General features: G+C 60.4%; 25 protein-coding genes. 17 read left to right on the top strand and 8 right to left on the bottom strand.

Annotation, left to right across the window (positions count from 1 at the left end):
• The first annotated feature begins 122 nt into the window (after positions 1–122).
• From ROI90_RS06185 to ROI90_RS06170, 4 genes are all read left to right on the top strand, one after another.
• Positions 123–1,496 carry a sensor histidine kinase gene (locus ROI90_RS06185; RefSeq protein ID WP_315997459.1) on the top strand — a complete coding sequence of 458 codons (1,374 nt, stop codon included), beginning with the start codon at positions 123–125 and terminating at the stop codon, positions 1,494–1,496.
• Between the two features lie 121 nt (positions 1,497–1,617).
• Positions 1,618–3,273: an FAD-dependent oxidoreductase gene (locus ROI90_RS06180; RefSeq protein WP_315997458.1), complete on the top strand. Its 1,656-nt coding sequence runs from the start codon at positions 1,618–1,620 to the stop codon at positions 3,271–3,273.
• A gap of 303 nt (positions 3,274–3,576) precedes the next feature.
• Complete coding sequence (locus ROI90_RS06175; RefSeq protein WP_315997457.1) at positions 3,577–4,401, top strand: metallophosphoesterase family protein; 825 nt, start codon at positions 3,577–3,579, stop codon at positions 4,399–4,401.
• Between the two features lie 4 nt (positions 4,402–4,405).
• Entirely contained in the window at positions 4,406–5,041 is a 636-nt protein-coding gene (locus tag ROI90_RS06170; RefSeq protein WP_315997456.1) for a hypothetical protein, read from the top strand.
• Positions 5,042–5,091: 50 nt separating this feature from the next.
• Here the strand turns inward: ROI90_RS06170 and ROI90_RS06165 are convergent, their stop codons facing one another.
• Positions 5,092–6,459, bottom strand: coding sequence for a lysophospholipid acyltransferase family protein (locus tag ROI90_RS06165; protein WP_315997455.1), 1,368 nt, complete (start codon positions 6,457–6,459; stop codon positions 5,092–5,094).
• A 180-nt stretch (positions 6,460–6,639) separates the two neighbouring features.
• Between ROI90_RS06165 and ROI90_RS06160 the strand changes: the two genes are divergently transcribed.
• Positions 6,640–7,428, top strand: a complete 789-nt coding sequence (locus ROI90_RS06160; protein ID WP_315997454.1) for a tetratricopeptide repeat protein — start codon at positions 6,640–6,642, stop codon at positions 7,426–7,428.
• A gap of 156 nt (positions 7,429–7,584) precedes the next feature.
• On the opposite strand, the gene ROI90_RS06155 is transcribed toward ROI90_RS06160, so the two are convergent.
• The 4 genes from ROI90_RS06155 to ROI90_RS06140 all read right to left on the bottom strand — a co-directional run bounded on the left by ROI90_RS06155 (position 7,585) and on the right by ROI90_RS06140 (position 11,847).
• Positions 7,585–8,676 (bottom strand): chorismate mutase, encoded by a 1,092-nt coding sequence (locus ROI90_RS06155; protein WP_315997453.1) that lies wholly within the window; start codon positions 8,674–8,676, stop codon positions 7,585–7,587.
• 48 nt (positions 8,677–8,724) lie between these two features.
• Positions 8,725–9,570 (bottom strand): prephenate dehydrogenase, encoded by an 846-nt coding sequence (locus ROI90_RS06150; RefSeq protein WP_315997452.1) that lies wholly within the window; start codon positions 9,568–9,570, stop codon positions 8,725–8,727.
• 144 nt (positions 9,571–9,714) lie between these two features.
• Positions 9,715–10,887 (bottom strand): pyridoxal phosphate-dependent aminotransferase, encoded by a 1,173-nt coding sequence (locus ROI90_RS06145; RefSeq protein ID WP_315997451.1) that lies wholly within the window; start codon positions 10,885–10,887, stop codon positions 9,715–9,717.
• 90 nt (positions 10,888–10,977) lie between these two features.
• A complete protein-coding gene (locus ROI90_RS06140; protein WP_315997450.1) occupies positions 10,978–11,847 on the bottom strand; it encodes a prephenate dehydratase in 870 nt (289 codons plus the stop codon).
• A gap of 518 nt (positions 11,848–12,365) precedes the next feature.
• Between ROI90_RS06140 and ROI90_RS06135 the strand changes: the two genes are divergently transcribed.
• Both ROI90_RS06135 and ROI90_RS06130 read left to right on the top strand, forming a co-directional pair.
• Positions 12,366–13,562, top strand: coding sequence for a tetratricopeptide repeat protein (locus tag ROI90_RS06135; RefSeq protein WP_315997449.1), 1,197 nt, complete (start codon positions 12,366–12,368; stop codon positions 13,560–13,562).
• 150 nt (positions 13,563–13,712) lie between these two features.
• On the top strand, positions 13,713–14,492 hold the full coding sequence (locus ROI90_RS06130; RefSeq protein WP_315997448.1) for a porin family protein: 780 nt from the start codon (positions 13,713–13,715) through the stop codon (positions 14,490–14,492).
• 334 nt (positions 14,493–14,826) lie between these two features.
• On the opposite strand, the gene ROI90_RS06125 is transcribed toward ROI90_RS06130, so the two are convergent.
• Positions 14,827–16,746, bottom strand: a complete 1,920-nt coding sequence (locus ROI90_RS06125) for a vWA domain-containing protein (RefSeq protein ID WP_315997447.1) — start codon at positions 16,744–16,746, stop codon at positions 14,827–14,829.
• Positions 16,747–16,957: 211 nt separating this feature from the next.
• Here ROI90_RS06125 and ROI90_RS06120 point away from each other — a divergent pair, with 211 nt between their 5' ends.
• On the top strand, positions 16,958–17,575 hold the full coding sequence (locus ROI90_RS06120; RefSeq protein WP_315997446.1) for an RNA polymerase sigma factor: 618 nt from the start codon (positions 16,958–16,960) through the stop codon (positions 17,573–17,575).
• The gene (locus tag ROI90_RS06115; RefSeq protein WP_315997445.1) at positions 17,562–18,965 is read left to right on the top strand and encodes a TonB family protein; all 1,404 of its coding nucleotides are present in this window, start codon (positions 17,562–17,564) and stop codon (positions 18,963–18,965) included. Before ROI90_RS06120 ends, ROI90_RS06115 begins: the two co-directional genes overlap by 14 nt.
• A 198-nt stretch (positions 18,966–19,163) precedes the next feature.
• Here ROI90_RS06115 and ROI90_RS06110 read toward each other — a convergent pair whose 3' ends face one another.
• Positions 19,164–19,454, bottom strand: coding sequence for a hypothetical protein (locus ROI90_RS06110; protein WP_315997444.1), 291 nt, complete (start codon positions 19,452–19,454; stop codon positions 19,164–19,166).
• A 193-nt stretch (positions 19,455–19,647) separates the two neighbouring features.
• On the opposite strand from ROI90_RS06110, the gene fumC reads away from it, so the two are divergent.
• The 8 genes from fumC (at position 19,648) to ROI90_RS06070 (ending at position 25,617) form a co-directional block, all read left to right on the top strand.
• Entirely contained in the window at positions 19,648–21,054 is a 1,407-nt protein-coding gene (fumC, locus tag ROI90_RS06105) for a class II fumarate hydratase (protein ID WP_315997443.1), read from the top strand.
• A gap of 579 nt (positions 21,055–21,633) precedes the next feature.
• Entirely contained in the window at positions 21,634–21,780 is a 147-nt protein-coding gene (locus tag ROI90_RS06100; protein ID WP_315997442.1) for a hypothetical protein, read from the top strand.
• Between the two features lie 105 nt (positions 21,781–21,885).
• Positions 21,886–22,485 carry a GNAT family N-acetyltransferase gene (locus ROI90_RS06095; RefSeq protein WP_315997441.1) on the top strand — a complete coding sequence of 200 codons (600 nt, stop codon included), beginning with the start codon at positions 21,886–21,888 and terminating at the stop codon, positions 22,483–22,485.
• Positions 22,472–22,882 (top strand): diacylglycerol kinase family protein, encoded by a 411-nt coding sequence (locus ROI90_RS06090; RefSeq protein ID WP_315997440.1) that lies wholly within the window; start codon positions 22,472–22,474, stop codon positions 22,880–22,882. Before ROI90_RS06095 ends, ROI90_RS06090 begins: the two co-directional genes overlap by 14 nt.
• Positions 22,883–22,996: 114 nt before the next feature.
• The gene (locus ROI90_RS06085) at positions 22,997–23,458 is read left to right on the top strand and encodes a DUF6970 domain-containing protein (RefSeq protein WP_315997439.1); all 462 of its coding nucleotides are present in this window, start codon (positions 22,997–22,999) and stop codon (positions 23,456–23,458) included.
• A gap of 129 nt (positions 23,459–23,587) precedes the next feature.
• Positions 23,588–24,100, top strand: a complete 513-nt coding sequence (locus tag ROI90_RS06080; protein WP_315997438.1) for a DinB family protein — start codon at positions 23,588–23,590, stop codon at positions 24,098–24,100.
• Between the two features lie 119 nt (positions 24,101–24,219).
• Positions 24,220–24,837 (top strand): thioredoxin family protein, encoded by a 618-nt coding sequence (locus tag ROI90_RS06075; RefSeq protein WP_315997437.1) that lies wholly within the window; start codon positions 24,220–24,222, stop codon positions 24,835–24,837.
• Positions 24,838–24,918: 81 nt separating this feature from the next.
• A complete protein-coding gene (locus ROI90_RS06070; protein ID WP_315997436.1) occupies positions 24,919–25,617 on the top strand; it encodes a porin family protein in 699 nt (232 codons plus the stop codon).
• Between the two features lie 85 nt (positions 25,618–25,702).
• On the opposite strand, the gene ROI90_RS06065 is transcribed toward ROI90_RS06070, so the two are convergent.
• A complete protein-coding gene (locus ROI90_RS06065) occupies positions 25,703–26,182 on the bottom strand; it encodes a DUF4293 domain-containing protein (protein ID WP_315997435.1) in 480 nt (159 codons plus the stop codon).
• Positions 26,183–26,237: the final 55 nt, after the last annotated feature.

The following is a 26,237-nucleotide window of genomic DNA, read 5'->3' as shown; positions in this document are numbered from 1 at the left end:
GCTGGCTGTTATTGGGTTAGGGCGGCACCGGTCCCGAAGAAAAGAGAAAAAGTAACTTGACTTCGCAACCAGCGGCCTTGAGTCGGTGGGTGCCCTCTACTCGTCAGTTAAGCATCTGCCCCATGCCCGCCCCTGATTTAACCCGCATTGCCACCTTCGCCGGGCTGCCCCCGGAAACCCTGACCTGGCTACTGGCCCAGGGTGAGCAGCGGTGCTTCGAACCCGGGGAAGTAGTGTCCCGGGTCGGTGATGAGGCTGAGTACATGATGGCCGTGCTGGCAGGTGGCATGCAGTTTTACGTGCTGCACAACGGCAACCGAGAGCCAGCCTTTCGGGTAGAGGCGGGGCATGTAAGCGGGGTGCTGCCGTATTCGCGCCTGCGCATCATTCGGGGGGAGAGCGTGGCCGTGGGTGAAACATGGCTGTATCTGCTGCACCGCAGCAAGTTTCCGGAACTGGAGCAAGTAAGCCCGGAGCTGGTGCAGCGCCTGGTGAGCCTGATGAGCGACCGGGCCCGCCAGGAAGCCCGCACCCAGGAGCGCGACGATAAGCTGCGGGCCCTGGGCAAGCTTTCGGCGGGGCTGGCGCACGAGCTCAACAACCCCGCCGCTGCCATCATGCGGGCGGCTGAGGGGTTGAGCCGCAACCTGCAGGCCCGGCCCACTCAGCTGCAGCAGCTGGTGCAGCACTGCCCCAGCCCCGAGGCCCTGGCCCAGTTGGTGCAACTAGCAGCCGCCATTACCCCGGCGGCGTTTACCTCGGCCCTGGACCGCGCCGATGCGGAGGATGAGTTGGCCGAATGGCTGGAGGAGCAGGCCGTGCCCGACGGCTACCAGCTGGCGGCCGGGCTGCTGGATGCCGGCCTTTCGCTGGCTCAGCTGGAGCCGGCCCTGGCAGCCTGGACCCCGCCGGCCCGCCCGGCGGCCCTGGCCTGGCTGGAAGGCCAGCTGACCGCTCTGCACTTGGTGCAGGATGTGCAGGAAGCCGGCTCCCGCATCACCACGCTGGTTACCAACGTAAAAACCTACAGCCACATGGACCGGGGCCAGGACTTCGCCCCGCTGGACGTGGTGGCGAGCCTGGAAAGTACCCTGAACATACTGGGCTTCGCGCTGCGCGGCAAAAACCTGCGCATTGTGAAAGAGTATGCGCCCGGGCTGCCGCCGGTGCGCGGGCAGGTAAGCAGCCTCAACCAAGTGTGGACCAACCTGCTGGACAACGCCATCGACGCCCTGCCCGAGGGCGGCGAAATCACCCTGCGCACCCGCCACGAGGACGAGTTCGTGCGGGTGTTCATCATCGACAACGGCCCCGGTATTCCGCCCGAGGTGCTGCCGCGCATCTTGGAGCCCTTCTTCACCACCAAGCCGGCCGGCGAGGGCACCGGCCTGGGCCTCGATATTGCCCTGCGCATTGTGGAGCAGCACGGCGGCCGGCTGGAAGTGCAGTCGGAGCCCGGCCACACGGAGTTTGGCGTGTGGCTGCCGGTGCGGTGAAATGGTGAAGTGGTGAAATGGTGAGTTTACCGCTTGTCAGAACAGAATTGCCCAAACCGCGCCAGCAGCAGCACCAAAACATAAACTCACCATTTCACCATTTCACAAATTCACCACCCCCATGAAAAAGCCCGTTCTGCTCTGCGTAGATGATGACCCCCAGGTGCTCAATGCCATTGACCGGGACCTGCGCCAGGAGTTCCGGCGCCAGTACCGGGTGGTGCGGGCGGGCTCGGGGGAGGAGGCCCTCAGCATTGTGCGGGAGCTGCACGAGCGGGACGAGCCGCTGGCCCTGGTACTGGCCGACCAGCGCATGCCCGACCTGGAAGGCGTGGAGGTGCTGGCCCGCACCCGGGAGCTGTTTCCGGATGCCAAACGGGTGCTGCTCACGGCCTACGCCGATACCGAAGCCGCCATCCGGGCCATTAACTCCGCCCGCCTCGACCACTACCTCATGAAGCCTTGGGACCCGCCCCAGCAGCTGCTCTACCCCACCCTCCACGATTTGCTCACGGCCTGGGAAGCGGCCTACAAGCCGCCTTACCGGGGCGTACGCCTCATCGGGTTTCAATGGTCGCCCCGCTCCCATGAGCTGAAGGACTTTCTGGCGGGCTACATGGTGGGGTATCAGTGGCTGGATTTTGAAACCGACGCCGAGGCCCAGGCTATTCTGGCTCGTAAAAACCTCACGGCCCACCAACTGCCGGTAGTGGTGCTGGAAGATGGAACCGCGCTGACCAACCCTTCACCAACAGAAGTGGCCACGCGTATTGGTCTGCTGGTGCAGGCTTCGCAGGAGCTCTATGATGTGGTGGTAATTGGGGGCGGGCCGGCTGGGCTGGCAGCCGGGGTATACGGCGCGTCAGAAGGCCTCAAAACCCTGGTGATTGAGCGCCAGACGCCCGGCGGACAGGCCGGCACCAGCTCCCGCATCGAGAATTACCTGGGCTTTCCTACGGGCCTGAGCGGCAGTGAGCTGGCCCACCGCGCCTGGACGCAGGCCGTGCGCCTGGGCGCCGAAATTCTGGCCCCCCAGGAAGTAACCAAACTCTGCGTGCAGGACGGCTACAAAGTGCTGACCCTCACCGACGGCAGCGAGGTAAAAACTCGGGCGGTAATCCTGACCACGGGCGTGAGCTACCGCACCCTGGAGGTACCCGGCATCGACCGCCTCAGTGGGGCCGGCGTGTACTACGGCGCGGCCCGCACCGAGGCCCGCTCCTGCCAGCAGCAGGATGTGTACATTGCGGGCGGCGGCAACTCGGCGGGGCAGGCGGCCATGTATTTGGCGGCCTACGCCCGGCGCGTGTTCATCCTCATTCGGGGCGAAAGCCTAGCCGCCAGCATGTCGGCTTACCTGATCGAGCAAATCGGCCAAACGGAGAACATTGAGCTCATGCCCTTTACGGAAGTAGCCGAAGTGTGCGGCCAGGACCACCTGGAGGAAGTGGTAGTACGTCGGCAGGGGCAGCTGGAGCGGCGGCCGGCCCGGGCCTTGTTCGTGTTCATTGGGGCCCGGCCCAGCACCGAGTGGGTGTGCGACACGGTGGTATGTGACGCCAAAGGCTTTGTGCTCACCGGCCGCGACCTGGTGACGGACCCGCGCTACGCTACTTCCTGGCAGCACCCCCGCCGGGAGCCTTACCTGCTGGAAACCTGCGTGCCCGGCATCTTCGCCGCCGGCGACAGCCGGGCCGGCGCTATGGCCCGCGTGGCCTCGGCGGTAGGGGAGGGCAGCATGGCCATCAAATTCGTGCATCAGTATCTGGATGAATAGGCAGCTGGCCTCTGATTTTTTACTGCCCGCTGCCGCTGAGGCCCGCGCCTGCGCCGTAGCGTTGAGCTTGCGGCTCAAACTTTTTCCTTGGAAACGCTCCACTTTCTGGGGGCAGTTGCGGAAATCAATTTTAGGGGCTGCTACCCTTTAAAGCGTGTTTACCACGGAAACTCCCCGGCGCCAACGTCCTCAACCAGGGCGGTAGCGTGGCGGCACACGCAAACTATCCGCCTACCTCGCTAGTATATAGCGCTGGGCCTATCCCGCCGGATGGGCCAGTTGTTGACTATAGTGCCGAGGCATATGCGCTCTTTTTTACCTACTACCCTGCGGGCATTGCTACCCGTGGCAGCCTCCTGGTTGCTGGCTGGCTGCGAAATGCTGGAATTCAGCCCCGGCGAGTCTCGTTCCCCAAAAAGTCAGCAAGACCTGACGGCCAAAAACCTGGCCCGCTTGGCCCAAACCACCGTGCCTGCTGGCGATACGCTGCGGTTTGTATTCACCGGCGACTCCCAGCGCTTCTACGATGAGGCCGAGGAGCTGGTAAAAAGTGTGAATCAGCAGCCAGATATTCAGTTTGTGCTGGTGGCCGGTGATATTTCTGACTTCGGGCTAGGCCGCGAAATGCGCTGGGTTGATGACCAACTGCGCAAGTTGCGCGTGCCTTACCTCACCGTCATCGGCAACCACGACCAAGTGGGCAACGGCCGGGCCGCCTACCAGGAAATATTTGGCCCCCTGAACTACTCCTTTGTGTACGGCGACACCAAGTTTGTACTCACCGATACCAACGGGCGCGAGTACAACTTTAACGGCCGCATTCCGGATGTGCCTTGGGTAAACAAGGAGTTGAGTGACAACTCCGTGCGCCGCCACGTTATCGTGTCGCACGTGCCCCCGCAGGATGGCGACTTTGATCCGGCGGTGCGGCAACCCTACCTGCAGGCCCTGCGCTCCGACCCGCGCCTGGTAATGGAAATGAACGGCCACCGCCACGGGGGCGGCATATCGGTACCCGAGGAGGATGGCATTACCTACGTGAATTCCCACGGGTTTGAGCGGCGGCGCTACATGGTGGTTACCGTATGGGGCGACAAGGAGTTTCGGGTGAAGGAGGTAACGTTTTAGAGTCATGCAACAGTATTTTACGCTAGCTGCACTGCTGACCTCCTTAGCCACGGTACCTGCCGCCGGCCAAACCACCGATACTGCCTCAACGGCTCCTGTAACCAGCACCCCACCTGCTGCCCGCCTGCCTTGGTACCGCCCCCGCCACCTGGTGCTGCAAACTGGTGGCGGGTTGGGCATGGTGGCCGCCGGAGCCGGCTACTCCATTAAGCACCGCCTGGATGTAGATGTGCTGGCCGGATTTGTACCGCAGAAGTACGGCGGCTCCACGCTGTCGATATTCTCAGCCAAGCTTCTGTACTCACCCTGGACGCTACCACTAAGCCAGCGGGTTTCCCTCAAACCATTGTCAGTAGGGGGATATTTCAGCTACACCCACGGCAACATCAACGACGAGAAGCCCGGCCAATACTACAAAGGCTACTACTGGTTTTCCACCAATAAGCGGGTGGGGCCGCTGCTGGGCAGCCGCCTAAGCTACGCCCTGCCAGCCACTGCCACCGGGCGCACCCGTAACCTCTCGGCCTACTATGAGCTGGGCTCCAACGACCTGTATCTTATCAGCTACGTGCAGAACATGAAGGGCCTTTCCCCCGCCGATATTCTGACGCTGAGCCTGGGCCTGAAGCTGGACATTTAGTGTTGTTAGTTGCTGGCTTTTTGTCGATAACTACAACTAACAACCAGCAACTACTTGGCCAGGTAAGCCGTGCGGGCCTCCCGCAATAGCCGAATCAGGTCGGTGCGCTGGCGTAGCAGGGCTTCCATGCGGGGCTGCTGCTGCCGGAACAGGCGCAGCACCCGCAGGCGGCGCAGGCGGCTGCGCAGGTTACCGGCGTAGCTCAGGGCGTAAAATCCACTGAGTGGCAAACTGATAAAGTAAAGCAACGCCCACAGCCAGCTGCCGGTAAAGTGGTGCACCAGCGCCGTTTGGCCCAGGTAAAATGCAGTGAAGGTTATCATGCCCACCACCAGCATAATGGGTGCAACAAATACTACATCCTGGGTTGCGCTCCGGGCCACCAGGGAGGGTAGTTTGTAAGGTAAGTAATTGTTGATAAGGCCATACAGGTAAACAGGAGCGCCTAATGCTAACCGAATGCCAGCTGCTATGGCCCGGCGCAGGCGCCCGCCGGCCGGACCGCGCGTTTCCAGAGCATCATCGGTGAGGCGCAGGTGGTGCAGTTCCTCGTGGTAGGCCTGCAGCTTCTCGCGGGCGTCGCCCAGGCGGCTGGCGTCAAGCTGCTCAAAGTAGCGCACCGCTTTCAGCAGCACCCGGCTAAGCTGGAAATTGTCGTAGAGGGTTTCCTCGTCGTCTTGGATGAGGTGCTGGCCGAAGGTGCGTTCCACCTGCGTTACTAACTCATCTTCCTCGTCGGTGCGGGTAATTACCAGGCGCTGCTCCATACGGCGGCGAATTTCGTTCGTTAAGGCATCGGCGGCGGCTTCGGGGTCCTGGCGGTACTGCTCGGCGTAGGCGGCCACGGCAATGGGCTCGGCCACATCCACAAACACATCGGAGCGAAACCGGCTGGGGTCGAAGTAGTTGATGCCCATGGGCAAAATGCGCAAGCCTAGGCGGAAATCGTGGCGGGCCTCGGCCCCCAGGGCAATGCGGGCCGCGCCGGTTTTCAGGGGCCGCAGCCGCCGCTCCTGCACGCTGGTGCCCTCCGGGAAAATCATGATGGTGCCGCCCTTGTCAAAATAGTCGTAGCAGCGCCCGAAGGCTTTCTCGTTCTGCGCTTCCAGCTGAGCTGTGGTCAGGGCCTCGGCCCCGGAGTCCACATCCTGGCGGCGGTAAATGGGAATGGAGTTGCCCGACTCCATAATGGCGCGCAGAATCGGGTTTTTGAAGAAGGTGCTTTTGGCCAGAAACGCAATGGGCTGGCGACGGTTCACGGCCGCCACCAGCGGGTCCATGAGGGTGTTGGGGTGGTTGCTGCAAATCAGCAGCGGGCCCGGCGGCTGCAGCCGCTCGGGGTGTCGAACTTCCAGCTTGCGAAAGAAAACGCGCAACGCCACCTGCACCAGGGGCTTCATGACCGTGTAAAAAAGCATACCCGTGGGAAAGGGTGAGAGTAGAGAACCGTATACTAAACCGTAGCCGCGAAGTTGCCCCGCTGGTTCAGGCTACAACCTTCGGATTTGCGGCTGGCATTGGCAAACCATAAGCCACCCGAATCAGACTTTTCACTGGCCCTCACAACGCCCAACAAAATCCTGCATCTTTGGCCGCTGATGGTGCGCCTGTTCTTCCTGCTTTTCTGTAGCCTGCTGGTGCTGCCGGCCCGGGCCCAAACTACGGCCGCCACGGCGGCAGCGGCCGAGGCTACGGCTCTGCGCCAGGCCCGGCAGCTGGTGCTGGAGCGCCGCTACGAGGCCGCCTGGCAGCTGCTCAGCGTCACGGACCCCACCAATGCCGTGCCGGCCGTGGTGCTGGAGAAAACCGACCTGGCCCTGAACTACTATGCTAACACCGAAAACCTGCGCCGCTTCGCTTTCCGCAACCTCAAGCTGCTGGACCTGAGCCTGGATAGTATCCGCCAGCTAGGCAATGACTCGGTGCGTTACACCTTCCCGGTGCGCAAAGTGCTGGAGCGCCTGCAAACCCGCTTCCCCGATAACTACAAAATCAGCCGGGCCCTCGGCAACTATTACTTTACCGTGCAGCAGTGCGACTGCGCCGAGCAGATGTTGGGCGAGGATGAGGTGTTTCGGCGCACCATTGCCCAGTACCAGGAAGCCCACGCCCACGGCCAGGGCGACTACCTCTCGTACTTTGCCTTGGGCTACGCTTACCAGCGGCTGGGCCGGTTTCAGGAGAGCCTGGCCCCATTTGAACGCGCCCTGCAGTTGCGGCCCACCTATGCCACGGCCCACCTCAACCTGGCTTTTGTGCTCTTGGAGCTTAAACAGTTCCAAAAAGCCCAGGAGCACGCCCGCCGCGCCCTGGAACTCTTCCCCGACGACCCGCACAAGGAAGATGCTGCCTTCCTGCTCAGCCAGATTGAGGAAAGGATGAAGTGACGTCGGAATAGGTGAGTGGCATAGCACGTAAAATAGGGCTGTCATCCTGAGCAGCGCGAAGGACCTTACCACGTTGAAACTACTTGTTCACATATGATAAGGTCCTTCGCGCTGCTCAGGATGACAGCTTAGCCAACCATCCGGCCATTCACCCGGCTACTTCTGATTCATCACGCGGTTTTGGCGGTTGATGGATTCCAGGTGCACGGCATCAAAGTACTTCATAATGAAGTCTTCGGTGAGGCCCAGCTTGTGGCCTTTCTGGATGCCGCGCTCCAGGATTTCGTTCCAGCGGCTAGCCTGCAGAATGGTGATGTTGTTTTCCTTCTTGTAGGTGCCAATGTTTTCGGCTACCTGCATGCGGCGACCCAGCAGGTGCAGAATCTCGTCGTCGAGCTGGTTGATTTGCTCACGCATTTGGGCCAGCTTGTTCAGGAACTCCTGCTGGTCAGTGGTTTCGTGGCGCCAGATCAGGCCGTCGAGCAGCTCGGCCAGGCGCTGGGGCGTCACCTGCTGCTTGGCGTCGCTCCAAGCGTTATCCGGGTCAATATGCGACTCCAGCATCAGCCCATCGAAGTCCAGGTCGATGCTTTTCTGGGCCACGGCGGCCAGGCCGGTGCGGTTGCCGCAAATGTGGCTTGGGTCGCAGATGATGGGCAGCTCGGGCAGGCGGCGCTTCATTTCGATGGGCAGGTGCCACATGGGGGCGTTGCGGAACTCGGTGTTGCCGTAGCTAGCAAAGCCCCGGTGAATCAGGCCCAGGTCCTTCACGCCCACTTTCGCCAGGCGCTCCACCGCGCCCAGCCACAGCTCCAGGTCGGGGTGCACGGGGTTTTTGATGAGCACCGGAATATCCACGCCCCGCAATGCATCGGCCAGAGCCTGCACCGAGAAAGGGTTTACCGTGGTGCGGGCCCCAATCCAGAGCACATCCACATCAAAGGCCAGGGCATCCTCTACGTGCTTGGGCGTAGCCACCTCCACGGTGGTGGGCAGGCCGGTGAGCTGCTTGGCCTTCTGCAGCCAGGGCAAACCTTTAGTTCCGATGCCCTCAAACATGCCCGGCTTGGTACGGGGCTTCCAGATGCCCGCCCGCAGCATATCCACCTTGCCGGTAGCGGCCAGCTGGGTGCAGGTGGCAATAAGCTGCTCTTCAGTTTCAGCGGAGCAGGGCCCCGAAATGATAAGGGGTTTTTTCTTCAGCAACGAGGTGGTAGCGGGTTGCTCAGCGGTAAGCGACTGACTCATGGTATGGTTGGGTTGTATGTTTTGCGTGGAGCGCTGTATAACAACAGCTTACTTCAGAATTTTCTTGATGAGGTTGGCCTGCTGAATCTGTTGATAAACAGCCGGGTAGTCTTCCTGATTCAACAGCTGGCGCAGGTGCTGGAGCTGGTGAATGTGCTCATCCAGTACATCCAGCACGTTTTCCCGGTTCTGGCGGAAGATGGGCACCCACATATCGGGCGAGCTTTTGGCCAGGCGTACCGTCGACTCAAAACCGCCACTGGCCAGGGCGAAGATCTGCTCGTCTTCCTTCTCCTTTTCCAGCACCGTGAGGGCCAGGGCAAAGGAGGTAATGTGGGAAATATGCGAAATGTAGGCCGTGTGCAAATCGTGGGCAGTGCCATCCATGTACACCAGCCGCATGGCCAGCCGCCCAAACACCGCCTCCACCCGGGCCACGGCATCCGGGGCGCTGCTTGGGGCATCACAGATGACCAGCGTCTTGTCCCGAAACAAGCCCGGCAGTGCCGCTGCCGGCCCCGAATACTCAGTACCCGCCATGGGGTGCACGGCCACAAAGCGACTCCGCTGCGGATGATTTTCTACCGCGCCCAGCAGTTGGGCTTTGGTCGAGCCTACGTCGATAACCGTTTGTCGCTCGGTGGCCGCGTCCAGCACCTGGGGCAGCACCGTGAGCATGGCGTCCATGGGCACCGCCACCACTACCAGATCGGCGCGGCGTACGGCCTCGGCCAGGTCCTGGGTGGGCTCATCAATGAGGCCAATGGCTACGGCTTCGCGCAGGTGCTCGGGGCTCCGGTCTACGCCAATGATGTGGTGAGCCAGGGCCGTTTCCTTAAGGCTAAGGGCCAGGGAGCCGCCAATCAAGCCTATTCCGATGATGGTAACAACCATGAGGGTGGAAGGGTGTGAGTTTAGGAGGGTAAGTGTCATCCTGAGCAGCGCGAAGGACCTTTTGCAGTCAGAGCAACTCGGTTTACTCTGCGGGCTAAAAACGGCCGAGCGACTCAGTTCTGGTAAGGTTCTTCGGCTACCGCCTCAGGATGATAGGCGGGGTAATGCTTCTTGAATTCGGGCCAGTGCTTGCTGCAGTACCTCGGTGGGCTGGCACAGGCTGATGCGGATGTAGCCGTTGCCGTTGCTGCCGAAGATGCCGCCCGGCGTCAGAAACACCCGGGCCTGCTTCAGAATAGCGTCGCTGAGGGCGTAGCCGTCCGCGTACGTGGCCGGTACCTGCGCCCACACAAACAGGCCTACCTGGTTGGCATCGAAGGGGCAGCCCAGCAGGTGCAGCAACTCAAATACCAGCTCCCGCCGGGCCCGGTAGTGGGCGTTCAGCTCCTCGTACCAGCTGGCATCCAGGTTCAGGGCTTCCACGGCGGCCAGCTGCACCGGCAGAAACATGCCGGAATCGAGGTTACTCTTGAAACGGAGCACATCCTGCAACACATCGGCCCGGCCGGCCAGCAGGCCCACCCGCCAGCCTGCCATGTTGTGCGACTTGCTCAGGGAGTTCAGCTCCAGGGCCACTTCCCGCGCGCCCGGCACTGCCAGCAGGCTTTGGGGCCGGGTTTGGTTCAGGATGAAGCTGTACGGATTATCATGCACCAGCAGGATGTTGTGGGCCCGGGCAAAGGCTACCAGTTGCTTGAAGAAACCAGCCGGTGGCGGGGTGCCGGTGGGCATGTGCGGGTAGTTCACCCACATCAGCTTCACCCGGCTCAGGTCGCGCCGGGCCAGGGCTTCCAGGTCGGGCAGCCAAGCGGTTTCGGCCGTCAGGTCGTAGTCGATGGGTGTGGCCCCGCTGAGGTGGGCGGCGGCGCGGTAGGCCGGGTAGCCGGGGTTCGGAATCAGCACCTCGTCGCCGGCCTCCAGCAGCGTCATGCTGATGTGGATAATGCCTTCCTTGGAGCCCAGCAGGGGCAACAGTTCCGTGTCGGGGTTTAGCTCCACGCCGTATTGCCGCTGGTACCAGTCGGCCATGGCCTGGCGTAGGGCTGGCACACCCTTGTAGCCCTGGTAGGCGTGGGTATTGGGCTGCTCGGCGGCGCGGGTGAGGGCTGCAATAACCTTGGGGTGAGGTGGCATATCGGGGCTGCCGATGCCGAGGTTAATCACCTGTGCACCGGCTTTGTTCAGGCCGTCAATTTCCCGCAGCTTCTGGGAGAAGTAGTATTCCTGAATGTGCTGAAGGCGGCTGGCAACTTGCATGATGGGGTGCTGATGATTGGTTGGTAGTGGTTAGCCGTTTCTTGATCCTGAGTCTTCTTGAAGAATTCTTTCAGGTAGAAACGCCGGTGTTTAGGCAAGCGTAAGCAGATTTTTTGCTGGCTCAGTATGAAGGATTTTACTGTCATCCAGCCCTTTGCTGTATGCTCCCAGTAGCTGCAGATTTTCGGTGAGCGGAGCCAGGGCGGCCAGGGTTTCCTCCAACTGGGCCGGGGCGTCAAACTCCAGGTCGGCGTGGAAGAAGTAGTGCCAGGTGCGGCCCGGCTGAGGGCACGACTGCAGCTTGCTCAGGTTCACGCCCTGCTCGGCTACGGCCGTCAGGATGCGGGCCAGGCTGCCGGTGGTGTGCGGGGCCTCGAAGTAGATGGACGCCTTGTTGGGCTGCTCCACCGGCTGCGCATCGTCAGGGCAAGCCACCACCAGAAACCGGGTGTAGTTGTTTTTCTCTGACTGGATATCGGCGGCCAGCACGTTCAGGTCGAACAGCTCGGCGGCCAGGTGCCCGGCTACGGCCGCCACGCCCGTGCGCAGCCCCTCCCGAATACGCTGGGCGCTCAGGGCGGTATCCTCGGTTTCTACCAGCTTCCAGTGCGGGTATTGGCTCAGATAATCAGTGCATTGCAGCAGGGCCATGGGGTGGGAATGCACCTCCCGAATATCCTCCAGCCGCTGCCCGGGCAAGGCCAGCAGCTGCTGCCCGATGTGCAGGTATACCTCGCCCACCACCCGCAGGCCGGCTTTGCGCAGCAGCGTATAGTTGGGCAGAATGCTGCCGGCAATGGAATTTTCGATGGCCATTACGGCGGCGTTGGCCTGGCCCTGGGCCACGGCCTGCACCAGCTCGGTAAAGGTGGCGCAGGGCAGTACCGCCACGCCCGCACCGAAATGCTGGTGGGCGGCTATCTGGTGGAAACTTCCGGCGAAACCTTGAATGGCAACCATGCGGTGAGGTGGTGAAATGGTGAGTTTGATTGGCGGGCAACAAAAAAGGGCCTCCGATGTGGGGCCCTGGGTTGCGGTGGTGTGAAGTGTGGTGCTTCACAACTGGCAAGCGGGCTCCGGCGGCTTCCGGTAAAAGAAGCCGTAGCTAAAGCCGTAATAATAGGATGCCTGCAGTGCCATAGGGCGAAAAACTAAGCGTAAAAAAAGCGCCTCCCGAGGTTGTCGAGAGGCGCTGAAGAGTTCGGGTTAGGAAGGCTACAGGGAGGCCGCTCGACTACGCGTGGGCGTAGTAGAAAGTATAGCTAAAAAAGAAGCGGACCGTGGGCTGAGCCATGAGTGTCAGAGGTTTTACTGGCGGCAAGGTGGGGCTCGTCAGTGGCAATTCCAAATAAAAAATGCAGAAATACCTCTAACAACTGTTCGTTTGTACGCAGAGTCAGCCGGAAAAACAGCATCTTTCAGTTCCTGTGTCTATCCCTCAGCTAGCCACGACAACTTACTATATAACCCGCTGATTGATGCGCTTTTATCTTACCCTAGTAGCTCTGGGCCTAGTAATTCATACTGGCCTAGCCCAAACTCCCACGGCAACGGCTCTGGCCCGCGCTGCCCAGCTCACGAAGGAGAAGAAATACGAATCGGCCTTTGAGGTGCTGGATAAAGCCGACCCCAAAAACCTGCAGCCGGAGATTCTACTGGCCAAGGAAAAACTAGTGCTGGAAAACTACCTCATGAGCATGGGCCATCAGGCCTTTGGCCTGCGCGACCTGGCTCCCGGCGAAACCGTGGAAAAGCTGCGCGGTAAGGAAGGTAACTACTCCATGCACATGCTGAACCTGCCGCTGGAACTCAACCGCCTGCAGCGCAAGTACCCCACCAACTACGCCCTCAGCAAAGGCCTCGGCGACTATTGGTACGCCGTGCTCTCATGCGGGTGTGGGGAGCAGGATAAGCCCGAGGAGCAGAAGCAGGATTTGGTGTTGCGCTACTACAACGCGGCCCACGCCCACGGCCTCGGCGACTATACTTCCTACTTCGGAGTGGGCTATGTGCAGCTCCTGCGCGACCAGTTTGCGCCCGCCACGGTGGCCTTTACGAAGTCCGTAGCCTTGAAGGCCGATTATCCCAACTCGCACTACAACCTTGCCTACGCCCTCTGGCTGCAGAAAAAATCGGCGGAGGGCGTTGCCCACGCCAAAGCTGCCTACGACCTGTATGCCGAGGAGCCGCGTCGCCGGGCCGATGCCGCCCGCATGCTGGGCATGTTGCAGGAGCAGCAGCAGAAACCTGTCGAAGCTAAAGCCGCCTATCAGCAAAGCCTGGCTCTGAACCCCCAGGATACTCCTGCTATGCTGGGGATGCTGCGGCTGGCGGTAGCGGCCCACTCACCGGAGGCCTCTAGCTGGGCCGCCAAACTCTACCAGCTCAATCCGGCCGACGACCAGATGTTCAGCGACATCATGGATATCTACCAGAACAATAACCAGTGGGCGGAGGCAGAGGCTTTTTTCAGCAGCCAGCTGCCCACTGCGCCCAAAGAAGCCGCTCCCCAGGGCCTGTTGCACTTCTACGTGGCCATTTTGAACATGCAGCTCAAGCGGCCCCAGCAGGCCCGGCCACACTTTCTGGAAGCCAGAAAGCAACTGGCCACGGTGATGAAGCCCGATAACCCGGCCATGCAACTCATCGAGAAAGGGTTGGCCGAGTCGAAGTAGGGGGTAGTAGCTGAGGTAGGGCCGGGCTTGGCAGGCGGCCCTACCTACTCCCGCAAAAAGTTGGCACGGTTTTGAAATACTACCTGTCAACTGGCTGCCCACCTAGCGCAAACGCGGCGGCCGGCTTCTCCTTCCAACACCTTTCCTGCCATGAATACGAAGCGACTTTTCGGCCGCCTGGCCGCTGCTAGCCTATTGTTTTCTGTTTTCTCCACCGCTGCCGAGGCCCAAGTGGTAACCCACCGCGTACCCAAATATACGGGCCCGGCCCAGGCCCGCGCGGTGCGCCCAGCACCTTCTTATTCGTCCTCCACGGCCACCGACGGCGTGAAGTTTGGGGTGCGGGCCGGCGTAAACGTGGCCGATGTGTCGGGCGACGCCGTGAATACTTTCAATGACCTGGCGGAGTACACCAACGGGGCCGTTACCCAGGAAATGAAGCCCGGTTTCCACGCTGGTCTGTACGCCACTTTGCCCTTGGGACCACGCTTCGCTATTGAGCCTGGTATTGGCTACTCCGAAAAGGGTACCGTACTCACCGGCCGTATTCCGCTGAAGCAGTTTGATTTCCTGAACGCCAAGGTAACCGCCACCGGCCGCCTGGCCTACCTGGATATTCCGGTGCTGGCCAAGGCCTACCTTACCGATGGTCTGTACGTGTATGCCGGTCCGCAGGCCTCGGTGCTGCTCTCGGGTAAGGCCCGCGTGCAGGCTGGCGCACTGGGTTTCAACGCCATCAACACTGATTTCGACGTGAAAAACCAGCTGCGCACCGTTGATTTTGGCGTGGTGGGTGGCCTGGGCTACCAGTTCCAGAACGGCCTGGGCCTGAGTGCCGGCTACGACTACGGCCTCTCATCCTTGGACAAAAACAATAACTTCGACGCTCAGAACCGCGTCATTAAAGCTTCCGTCAACTACTCCTTCTAAGGAAAGCGTAGGAACCCATAATGCAAACGGCCCCGCTGATAGCCAGCGGGGCCGTTTGCATTTTATATAGGGATAGTAGGGGAGCGGGATATGACACCCGTATCGGGATAATAAACCGAAGGCGGCCCGGCGGCGTGGTGGCGGCAGAGTCTGCAACCTCCCCCGCCCGCCGCTTGTGAGTGTAAGTGGACCGCCTCCGGAGAGAAAACCAGGACCGAAACGCCCAGTCTACCTGGGTAGTGTGCCGACCCGACACTGGTAGGAGCAACAAAGGCCACTGAATAGTTGCATGATATTGAAAATCTGATGGTTAATTTTTTTTCGGTGCCAGTGTTTACCGGGCTCCGTAGGCTTCGGGTCGCAAGCCTTCAGCCAGTTTCACCAGCCGTACCAGTTCGGCCCGGTAGCCGTCGGGGTCGAAGCGGCGGGCTCCCTCAGCTAGGCGGGTGGTGGTTTCGTAGGTAGCGGAGCCACGGTAGTCGCTCTGGCGCAGCAGCATGCCAAACTGGGCCACAGCCGCCGCAAAACGCAGATTCTCGCTGGCCTCCGCAATGGGCCGGGCCGCTCCGGCCAGTGGCACCGTGAGCACGCGGCTGGTTTGGCCCTGCGGTTCTTTGTAGCGGAACTTCACGGTGAGCAGCTCTGCCGACTCAGGCGCGGCCGTTGCGGGCTTGGTGGATTGATATTTCAGAGCGTCCACCGCGCCGGGGGCGCCCACGGGCACTACCTCGTACAGGGCCGTCACGGTATGGCCCGCGCCCAACTCGCCGGCGTCTTTGCGGTCATTATTGAAGTCCTCGGCGGCCAGCAGGCGGTTTTCGTAGCCTACCAGGCGGTACTCACGCACCCGCTGGGGATTGAACTCTACCTGCAGCTTCACATCCTTGGCCAGCGTAAACAAAGTGCCGCCGAATTGCTGCACCAGCACGCGCCGGGCCTCGTCCAGGTTATCGAGGTAAGCATAGTTGCCGTTGCCTTTGTCGGCCAGCAGCTCCATCTTCTTATCCTGGTAGTTGCCCTGGCCCACGCCCAGCACCGTCAGAAACACCCCGCTTTCCCGCTCCTGCACAATGAGGCGCTCCATGGCATCGTCGCTCTGCTCGCCCACATTGAAGTCCCCGTCGGTGCAGAGGATTACGCGGTTGTTGCCTTCCTTGTTGAAGTGCTGACGGGCCACCTGATAGGCCAGCCGCAGGCCCGCGCCCCCGGCCGTGGAACCGCCCGCCGCCAGGTTGTCAATGGCTTGTAAGATGGTGGCCCGCTCCGAGCCGGCGGTGGGCGGGAGCACCGTGCCGGCCGCGCCGGCGTATACCACCAGCGCCACTTTATCCTGGGGGCGCAGCTCTTTGGTGAGCAGGCGCAAACTCTGCTGCACCAGGCCCAGCCGGTCATCACCCTGCATGGAGCCCGATACATCTACCAGGAATACCAGGTTGGCGGGCGGCAGCTTCTCGGTGGCTACCTTGCGGGCTTGCAGCGCCACCTGTACCAGTTGGTGCGCGGGGTTCCAGGGGCATTGGGCCTGCTCGGTGATGACGCGGAAGGGTTCGGGGGCCGAGGTGGCGGGCTGGGGATAGTCGTACTGGAAGTAGTTGAGCATTTCCTCCACCCGCACGGCATCGGCGGGTGGCAGCTGGCCCTGTTGCAGGAAGCGGCGCACGTTGCTGTAGCTGGCCGCGTCCACATCAATGCTAAAGGTGCTAAGCGGTTCTTTGGCTACCTGCTGAAAGCCATTTTCCTGCACCCGGGCGTAAGTTTCACCGGAGGCGGGGACGGCCTGCGGGTACAGGTAGCCGGGGCTGACGGCTACGCCGGCCACCTGGCCGGAAAGCACGGCCTTGGCGTCGCGTCGCTTTTCATAGCTCCGGTTGCCGCGGATACGGATAGGGCCGCCTGTCACTACTACTTCACTAAGAACTTTTGCGTCAGGTAGCAGGGCAATATTGATAATGCTCTGCCCCGTCAGCTTCACCTCCTGAGTAGTGAAGCCGATGGCGGAGAAGATTAGTGTGCCAGCACCTTTCGGGATAGAAATGGAATACGTACCATCATGACTGGTGCTCACCCCCACGGTGGTGCCTTTCACCAGCACCGTCACGCCCGGCAGGCCCTGGCCATTGCTCTTTTCAAGTACGCGGCCTTGCACGGTGTAGCTGGCTGGCGCTTGGTGTTGGGTGGCAGTATTCTGGGCCAGGCAAATGCCGGGCGCGGCCAGCAGTCCGGCCGCTAGCAGGCCATACAGGAAGGGTTTCATCAGCAGAAAGAATAGCGGTGAGAAAAGCAGATCCGGCCAGGTTCTGCTTTTCAGATGCGGGCCCATTCAGGATTCCACACGCCACCCCAGAAAATTTTTCTGACCAGCCCTGCACCTTCTGCGCAACCAGGGAGTCCGCCTCCGCAGACCCATGGTACTTGCTCAGCAGCACGGACAGAAGAACCCGCAAATGCCGTAGCTTGCAGCAGCCATGTTTTTCCGCCGTTCCAGCCGCCCCACGCCCGCCGCTGAGCTATCCGATGAGGACCTGCTCCGGCGCTACTATGCCGGGGGCGACGTGGCTGACCTGGGCGTACTCTATGAGCGGCAGATGCCGGCGGTGCTGGCCATTTGCCGACGCTACCTCCGCGACGAGGAAGACGCCCAGGACGCGGTAATGCACCTCTTCGAGCAGCTGGTGAGTAAGTTGCGTCAGCACGAGGTGGAAAACTTTCCGCCCTGGCTGCACGCCACGGCCCGCAACCACTGCCTCATGGCGTTGCGGGCCCGGCAGCGGGCTGGGCCGGTCGTCGTGCATTTTTCTGATGAGGCCGGTATGGAATCGGTAGCGGCCCGGCATCTGACCGCCGACGACCCCGCCGAAGCCGAGCTGCACGAGCAGCACCTGCAGCAGCTGGAACACACCCTCGCCGAGCTGCCCCCCGGTCAGCGCCAGTGTTTGGAGCTGTTTTATCTGGAAAAGAAAAGCTACCGCGAAGTAGCCGCCCTCACCGGGTTCGACCTGAACGCCGTAAAAAGTCACCTTCAAAACGGGAAGCGCAACCTCCGCCGCCTGCTGCAAGCCTCCGCCTCCGATGCCTCGCCCTGATTCTACGTCCGCGTTTTCTGCCCCAGCTGGTGCCCACCTGCCCGTGGAGCTGCTGCGCCGGTACGTGGCCGGGGAACTGCCGCCCGCCGAGGAACAGCAGGTAGAGGCCCACGCGTTGGATTGCGCCGCATGCGCCGATATTCTCGAAGGCTTAGAGCTGCAACCCGCCGCCGCCCACGACGCCAGCGTGGCCGCGCTACGCCAACGCCTGCACACCCGCGTAGCCGAACTAACTGCTGAAGCGGCCCCTGACACCACCGTAATTCCGCTGTGGGCCTGGCGGCCGTTGGCGGCGGCGGCCGTACTGCTGCTGTCGTTGGGCGTGGTGGGCTGGCTGGCCATCAGTCGTTTCAACAACTCTCCGGATGTAGCCGCCCGACCAGCTGCGGAAACCACCACCCGCGAAACAGAAGTCCCCACCACAGTACGCCCCACTGGTGCGGCGGTAGCAACTGCTCCTGAGGTAGCGGCCGTACTGCCGGCTGCTCCAGCCTCCCCACTTCGGCAGCCAGTGGTGACGGCCCGTACCCGCCGCCCCGTACTGGTAGCCAGTGCGCAAGTGCTTGCAGATAAGCCGGCAGAATTGGCGGGCCTCGAACCTGGTGTAGACATTGCGCCCGTCGATGCTTCCGCAGATGCCTCTACTCAAGGTACTACGGCTGTTGAGCCAGCTGCCGCTATGTTGGCCGCAGAATCAGCGGAAAGCAAGCAGGCAATAGCCGCCGCACCGGAGCCAGTAGCCGCCAAGGCCAAAATGGCCCGAATGACTACTGCTCCGGCGGCAGCGCTGGCCGCTCCTGAGGCGATGCGCACCATCCAGGGCCGGGTGACGGATGCGGCGGGCGTGCCGCTGCCAGGAGCTACGGTACTGGTAACGGGCACCCAGAAGGGGGCCGTTACGAACTCCGATGGCAGCTTTTTGCTTACGGTCCCGGCGGCTACCGAACAGCTTTCAATTAGCTCTATCGGCTTCAAGGCTCAAACCCGCGTCCTGCGCCCCAGTGATTCCACCTTGGCGCTGGCCCTAACTTCCGACAGCAAGCAGCTCAGTGAGGTAGTGGTGCGGCGTGAGGCCCCGCCCATGCTGCCCAGCATTGCGGCCACGCCAGCCGGGGGCTACGGCAAGCTGCGCCAGTACTTGGCCGATAGCCTCGACTACCCCGAAAAGGCCCTCACGGACCGCCGCGAAGGCACCGTGCGGGTACAGTTCGTAGTAGGAGCCGACGGCAAGCTCAGCGACTTTAAAGTGGTGAAATCCGTGTCGCCGGAGTGCGACGAGGAGGCCCTGCGGCTGCTGAAGGAAGGCCCTAATTGGTTTCCCGCCGTGGAAAACAACCGCCGCTTAGCCCGCAAAGTCGTCGTCAACGTTCCCTTCAAAATAGAACGGTAAGCGGTGAAGTGGTGAATGGTCATTGCCAAGCGTAGCCTAAGCATTGACCGTTCATGCAGTTACCAACCTTATTCCATGCAAAAGCCCCTGACGCCAGAACCAGGCACCAGGGGCTTTCTGCTTTTTAGGGCTTTATATAGAAGCAGAAAGGATGGGTTGCTTCGGCTGCGCCTGCAATGACCATCCACAAATTCACCACTACCCGCTGTAACCGCCGCCGCTTTCGGGCTCGGTGGCGCTGCCGCCGGCTTTGTCGGGGGTAGGCAGCTCGGGTTGGGTGTTGACTTCTACCTGGCTGTAATCGGGGGCACCGTTGCCGGCCACGGGCACGGGCGTTTCACCGGAGTTGCCACTATTCGTCTGAGCCGAGGGTGGGGTGGGAGCCGTGTTTTCGTGGGAGGGCGGGGTGGTGGCGGCGCTCTGGTTGGTGGTGGGCGTAGCGGGCGAGGTAGACAGGGCGTCGGATTCGTCTTCGAAGGTCTTTTTCATGATCAGAATAGCTAAAGTGCGGAACCGGTAAAGCCGGCTGCCTGGGTGTACGCAGAGCTGCGTCCGATAGTCGAGCCCGCGGGCGGTAGAATTTTGGCGTTTCGGTAGGGGGCGGGGCGGCGTTGCGTACTTTTGCGGCGCGGCTTCGGCCGCGGCCCGTCACCTCATTCCCTTCTCACCCTACATCAGAAGCATGACTCAGTTCCGCACCGAGAAAGATACCATGGGCACCGTGCAGGTGCCGGCCGATGCCTACTACGGCGCCCAGACCCAGCGCAGCATCGACAACTTCCAGATTGCCCAGGACATCAACCGGATGCCCAAGGAAATCATCCGCGCCTTCGCCTACCTCAAGAAAGCCGCCGCCCTCACCAACCGCGACGCCGGCATCCTGGACGCCGACAAGGCCGAGCTGATTGGCCGCGTGTGCGACGAAATTCTGGAAGGCAAGCTGGACAAGGAGTTTCCTTTGGTGGTGTGGCAGACCGGCTCGGGCACCCAGAGCAACATGAACGTGAACGAGGTGGTGGCCTACCGCGGCCACGTGCTGCAGGGCGGCCAACTCTCGGATGAGAAGAAAGTATTGGCCCCCAACGACGACGTGAACAAGAGCCAAAGCTCCAACGACACGTTCCCGACGGCCATGCACATTGCGGCCTACAAAATTCTGGTGGAAACCACCATTCCCGGCATCGAAAAGCTGCGCGACACGCTCAAAAGTAAGAGCGAGCAGTTCATGCACATCGTAAAAATCGGCCGCACCCACCTCATGGATGCTACCCCGCTGACGGTAGGGCAGGAGTTTTCGGGCTACGTATCCCAGCTCGACCACGGCCTGCGCGCCATCAAGAACACGCTGGCCCACCTCTCGGAGCTGGCCCTGGGCGGCACCGCCGTGGGTACCGGCATCAATACGCCCGCCGGCTACTCCGAAAACGTGGCCAAGCACATTGCCGACCTCACCGGTTTGCCCTTCATCACCGCTGAAAACAAGTTTGAGGCCTTGGCTGCCCACGATGCTATTGTGGAAGCCCACGGTGCGTTGAAGACTGTCGCCGCTTCGCTGATGAAAATCGGCAACGATATCCGCCTGCTGGCTTCGGGCCCGCGCGCCGGTATTGGTGAGCTGCACATTCCTGACAACGAGCCCGGCTCCAGCATCATGCCCGGCAAGGTGAACCCCACCCAGTGCGAGGCCATGACGATGGTAGCGGCCCAGGTGATGGGTAACGACGTGGCCATCAACATCGGCGGTATGAACGGCCACTTCGAGCTGAACGTGTTCAAGCCCGTGATGATCTACAACTTCCTGCACTCGGCCCGCCTCATCGGCGACGTGTGCGTGTCGTTCAACGACAAATGCGCCGTGGGTATCGAGCCCCTGGAAGTGAACATCAAGAAGCACGTAGACAGCAGCCTAATGCTGGTAACGGCCCTCAACCCCCACATCGGCTACTACAAAGCCGCCGAAATTGCCCAGACGGCCCACAAAAACGGCTCGACCCTGAAGGAAACGGCCCTGCAGCTCGGCTACCTCACCGAGGAGCAGTTCAACGAGTGGCTGAAGCCCGAGGACATGGTGGGCGAGATTAAGAAGTAGTTGCTCTATGGCGGAGCTTATGATTTATAGCCATAAGCTCCGTCATAGATGACTTATTTAAGCTATGCACAATGTTTGATAAGGTTCTAACATACAGTTTTGTGCAACGCAACAAAAATGTTAGAGAAATCACGGGGAAAACGCATTTACATGTCGATATATTCAAGTTCTTTCTATCATCTCATACATCTAGACGTAAGTACATAGTAGAAGTGAAGAGGTATGCAGACCATCTGTATACTATTGATTTCTATGCAAAAGTGAGTAGTGTAAATAAGTATCGGCTTAAGACAAATCAGAATGTAGGGGGCAAGCTAGGTGCTACAGTCCTTGATATAATTGCTAAAGTGCTTATCGATGACGAAGAAGCTTGTTTCGGTATTCTAGCGGCTGCGCTTCTCGAAGAGGAAAGTCAAGACTCAACGAAGAGGTTTCAGCTTTATTCACGAGTATTGCGTAGAAAAGCGAACCTCCTTTCTTCGAGAAACGTATTTGCAGTACCAGCAATAAGCTGTATCTTCGTCCTTCCAAACGTCTCAGCACTAGATACAAACTGGTGTGAAGCCATCATAAATCGATATGAAGAAATCTTCCGAGAGACTTCCTAAGGAAACGAAAAAGGTATTTTCGACGCAGGAAGCGGTACCTGTCCCTGTTAAGAAAGGTAAACTGGAAATTCTGATGCTCCTGCCGGAAACCATTCCTGGATACACTTACTCGTTTTAATGTTTGCAGCATTTATTGCTGAAAAGCCGTCAGCCCATCAGAGGCTGACGGTTTTTTGTTTTTTCGGCATCTTTACGCCGTACTCCCCCAACTCACTCCGCCCGCATGGATTTCTCCCGGGATATTGTCCTTGAAAACAGCCGGGTGCTGCTGCGCCCCTTGCAGCTCACCGACTTTGAAGCCCTGCGGCCGGTGGCCGCCACCCCGGAGCTGTGGGCCTACACCCTCACCCGCGCCGACGACCCCATCAGCCTAGCTACTTACCTGACCGATGCCATGCAGGGCCGCCAGCAGCAGCGCCGCTACCCCTTCATAATCATTGATAAAGCTACTGGCCAAGCCGCTGGCAGCACTAGCTACTACAACGTGGATGTGGCCGATGCCAAACTCAGCATTGGCTATACCTGGGTCGGGGAGGAGTTTCAGCACAGTGGCCTGAACCGGGCGGCCAAACATGCTCTGCTCCGTTATGCCTTTGAGGGGCTGGGCTGTGAGCGGGTTGAGTTGGAAACCGATTCGCGCAACCATAAGTCGCAGCAGGCAATGCGCCGCATGGGGGCCACCGAGGAGGGCACCCTGCGCAGCCACCGCCGTACCCAGGGCGGTATCCGCCGCGACACGATGATTTTCAGCATTATCCGGCCTGAGTGGGCTCACCTGCGCCAGACGGTTTTCCAACAGTTTGAAGCCCGTGCCGGAGTCTAAGCCGCCTATACCGCGCCGGTTTCCGGCCCTGTTGCGCAAGCGCGCGGCCAGTTTCGGCTATGCTTTCCGGGGCGTGGGGGCGGCACTGCGCACGGAAGTACACCTGTGGTTTCATGCGGCGGCTACGGGGGTAGTGGCAGGCCTGGGGCTGTATTTCGGGCTGGAGCGGTGGGAGTGGGCCGCCGTGGTCTTGGCCGTGGGGGCCGTATGGTGCGCCGAGCTGGTGAATACGGCCATTGAGGCAGTAGTCAACCTGGTGTCGCCGGACTACCACCCGCTGGCGGGCCGGGCCAAGGATGTAGCGGCCGGGGCCGTGCTGGTAATGGCGCTGGCGGCGCTGGCGGTTGGGCTGCTTGTTTTCGGGCCGCGCCTGTGGGCGCTGGGGGGTATCGGGTAGCCCAAGTGGTGCTGAACTATGGGCCGCTAACTGCGTAACGCAGGTTTGTGTGCATCTTTGCCGCCCCGTGCGGCTGCGCAAGCTCTTCTTCCCTGCCTACCTCACCCTTGCCTTATGCGCATTTCCCTACTTCTGGCCGCCGCTGCTTTCCTGACTACTACTGCCTGCCAGCGCACCGTGGCCGTTACCACCCCCACCGACGCCCCCCAGACCGGACTGGCCGGCAGCGTATCCACACCTGCCCCCACCAGCGCCAACACCATTGAGCCTGCGCCCAATAACGCGCCGGCCTTTGACACGCAGAAGCGGCCCAAGTGGCTGGAAGACCGGATTCAAGCGCACCTGAAGGAGAAGAAGGCCAACCCGCCCGTGCACATCTACAGCTACCAGTATAATGGGGCCACGGTGTACTTTGAAACCAGCCCCTGCTGCGACCAGTACACCAACCTCTATGCCGCCGACGGCCAGGTACTCTGTCACCCCGATGGGGGCCTGACCGGGCGGGGCGACGGTAAGTGCGCCGACTTCTCTAAAAACCGAACTGAGGAAAAGCTGGTTTGGCAGGACCCCCGATAGAAAAAAGTGCTGAATGTGAAAAATGAAATCAACGGGAGCGGCCTCCGCTGCAACTGCACCGGCTTATCGTAGCTCTTTCTTTTTTCCACGTTCAGCGCACTCCGCATATTTCTCACATTCCTAATTCAGATGATTAATACCATCGAAAAGCTGGGGGCCTACTCTGTGTGGGCTAACGCCACCCTGCTGCGCCACCTCGACGGCCTTGTGGCCGAGGGTGCCACCTTGCCCCAGGGCGCACTCCGCATTTTCAGCCACGCACTCAACGCCCAAGCTATTTGGCTGGGGCGCCTCACCAGCACGCCCAGCCCCGTGAAAGTGTGGCAGGAGCATGATTTGGCCGGCCTGCACCACTGGCACGAGCAAACGTCGGAGCGGTTCCACCAGTACGGCGTGGAGGCCACCACCACCAACCAAGCCGAGCTGGACCGCCTGATTACCTACACCAACTCCATTGGGGAAGGCTACACCAGCCAGGTGTCCGATATCCTGACCCACGTACCGGTGCACGGTAACTACCACCGGGCCCAAGTAGCCAAAGAGCTGCGCGCCGCCGGCCTGGAGCCCATCAACACGGACTTTATTACGTACTGCCGGGAATTGTCGGCCAAGGCTGAAATGGCCGACGTGCCCAGCCTCTAGGCAAGCCTACGGGAGCTTAGTTGAAAACCCTTTTGGTGGAGCTTCGGCCAACCGAAAGGGTTTTTCGTTTGTTGAAGATACCAGCCATTCACTCCACCTTTTCTGCGCAACCCTCCCGCATGAACCCTGCCGCCCAGCCACCCGTTATCAGCCCCGAGCGCCTTGCCACTGCCTACTCTTATGCCGCATACCGTCAGGTAATTGATGAATTGATGGCAGCAGGTAAAACCACCGGCGAAACCCAGTCGGAAGCCCTGACGGCTTACGCCCGCCTCAATATTCAACGCATGGAGCGGCTAGATAAGAAGGTGGAGCTAACCCCGGAGCTGCAGGAGGCGGTGGATAAGCTCACGCGCAACTACGAGTGGGTTATTCTCACGGAAGGCTGGTGCGGCGACGCGGCCCAGCTGGTACCGGTGCTGGAGAAAATAGCCGCTGCCAGCCACGGCCGCCTGCGCACCCACTATCTGTTGCGCGACGAAAACCTGGAGTTGATGGACCGGTACCTGACCAACGGCAGCCGCTCCATTCCCAAACTCCTCATCCTGCACGCCAATACCCTCACGGAAGCCACCCACTGGGGGCCCCGCCCCAACGAGGCCCAAAACCTGCTGCTGGAGTTAAAAGCCGCCGGGGCCACTCACGAGGAGTACGCCGAAAAAATTCACGGCTGGTACGCCAAAGATAAAACCCTGAGCACCCAACAGGAGCTGCTGCACATTGTGCGGGCGCTGTAGGCATTTCGTGCAGAAAAGGTGGGCGCTACTGTGTAGTTTTGAAGTGAGCCTGTAAGGAGCCGGCTCATTCTCTTCGTGTGTATGCGCCCATTTTTATTCTGTAGTACAGCTCTTTTAGTAGTTAGTAACCTCACGGTGCAGGCCCAAACATCGGAGCCGGTGGCCGCACCTACTGTAGTCAAATCTTATTGGGGCTTCCAGGGTGGCTACAGCAACCATCATTTATCGGGTTCAGAAGTAGACTTGTTCTTTAATCAGCCGTTTTATTCCCCCGATCCAAAAGAAAACCGGCCGGCTGAAGCGGCTACAGTGGGGCTAGTGATGCGTCAGCGACTATACAAAGTGCTATGGCTGCAGGAAGAATTGAATTACGTTCGGAAGGGTGGACAGATGGGTGGTGGTGCCTTAAGTGACCAGTCCCCAGTTAGTATCCATTATCTGCAAATTCCGCTGCTTCTGCACGTACAGGGGCCAGATGCCGGACCATTAGCTGTATTTTTGCAGGGCGGAGCCGTCTTAAATGTTGCGCTCAATAAGCGGGAAATAAACTCGGCATATTACTATCCCGGCAACACGTACACGGATAATACCCTGATTCCGGGGCTAGCAGTCGGTGGCGGTATTGCCTGGCAGCATTCAAAGCACCGGATGTTCAGCCTGACTGCCCGCTACTCCCCGGATTTACGGGATTTTTTCGTTCGATACTTTCTGAAAGACTACACCCTACGTCACCAGGGATTCACCGTTACTGGCGGTGTTTTATTTGGGTCGAAGCAGTAAAAAGCAACAGACTAAAAAGCAGCGGCCGAACTTGGATATAGTTCGGCCGCTGCTTTTTAGTCTGTTGCTATCCAGCAGAATTAGCTTACCGCAAACGGTCGGCGCTGCGCACCAGCTTCTCATCCTGGCGGATAAAGCGGGAGGCCAGCAGGTTCAGCAGCAGACAGAGCGTGGCAATGTAGAAGCCCGCCTCGAAGGTGCCGGGAATCTTAATATTGAGCATCCGCTCCCCAATACCGGAGTAGTAGAAAGCCGCTCCAATGGTAGCCGTAATCAGCAGGATGTTGAGCATGCCCAGCTTGAGCTGGTTGAAACGGTTGCGGAACTGAAAGATTTCCAGCAGCGCCACGGCGGCTGAGGCTACGGCCAGGGCCGCAATGGGCCAGGGGTTAGCCGTAGGCACCGACATACCCGCGTCGGCGTGCTCGTAGCCTAAATGCGTGGCCGTGAGTACCACGGTTTGCTGGCTGGCGGGGTCGGTTTTGCTCCACAAGGGCAGGAAGAGGAGGCTCAGCATGCCCAGGGCCAGCAACAGCAGGAATACGCTTTGGATTCTTTGTATCATCTTTGTGTTTTGACAGTTCGATTACTAGATCAGCCCCCTGACAGGGCCGGCAAAA

The sequence above is a fragment of the Hymenobacter endophyticus genome (genome assembly GCF_032464715.1).
Taxonomy (GTDB): Bacteria; Bacteroidota; Bacteroidia; order Cytophagales; family Hymenobacteraceae; genus Hymenobacter; species Hymenobacter endophyticus.
Note: the sequence above shows the minus strand (reverse complement) of the source record. Positions and strands in the feature narration are given on the sequence as shown.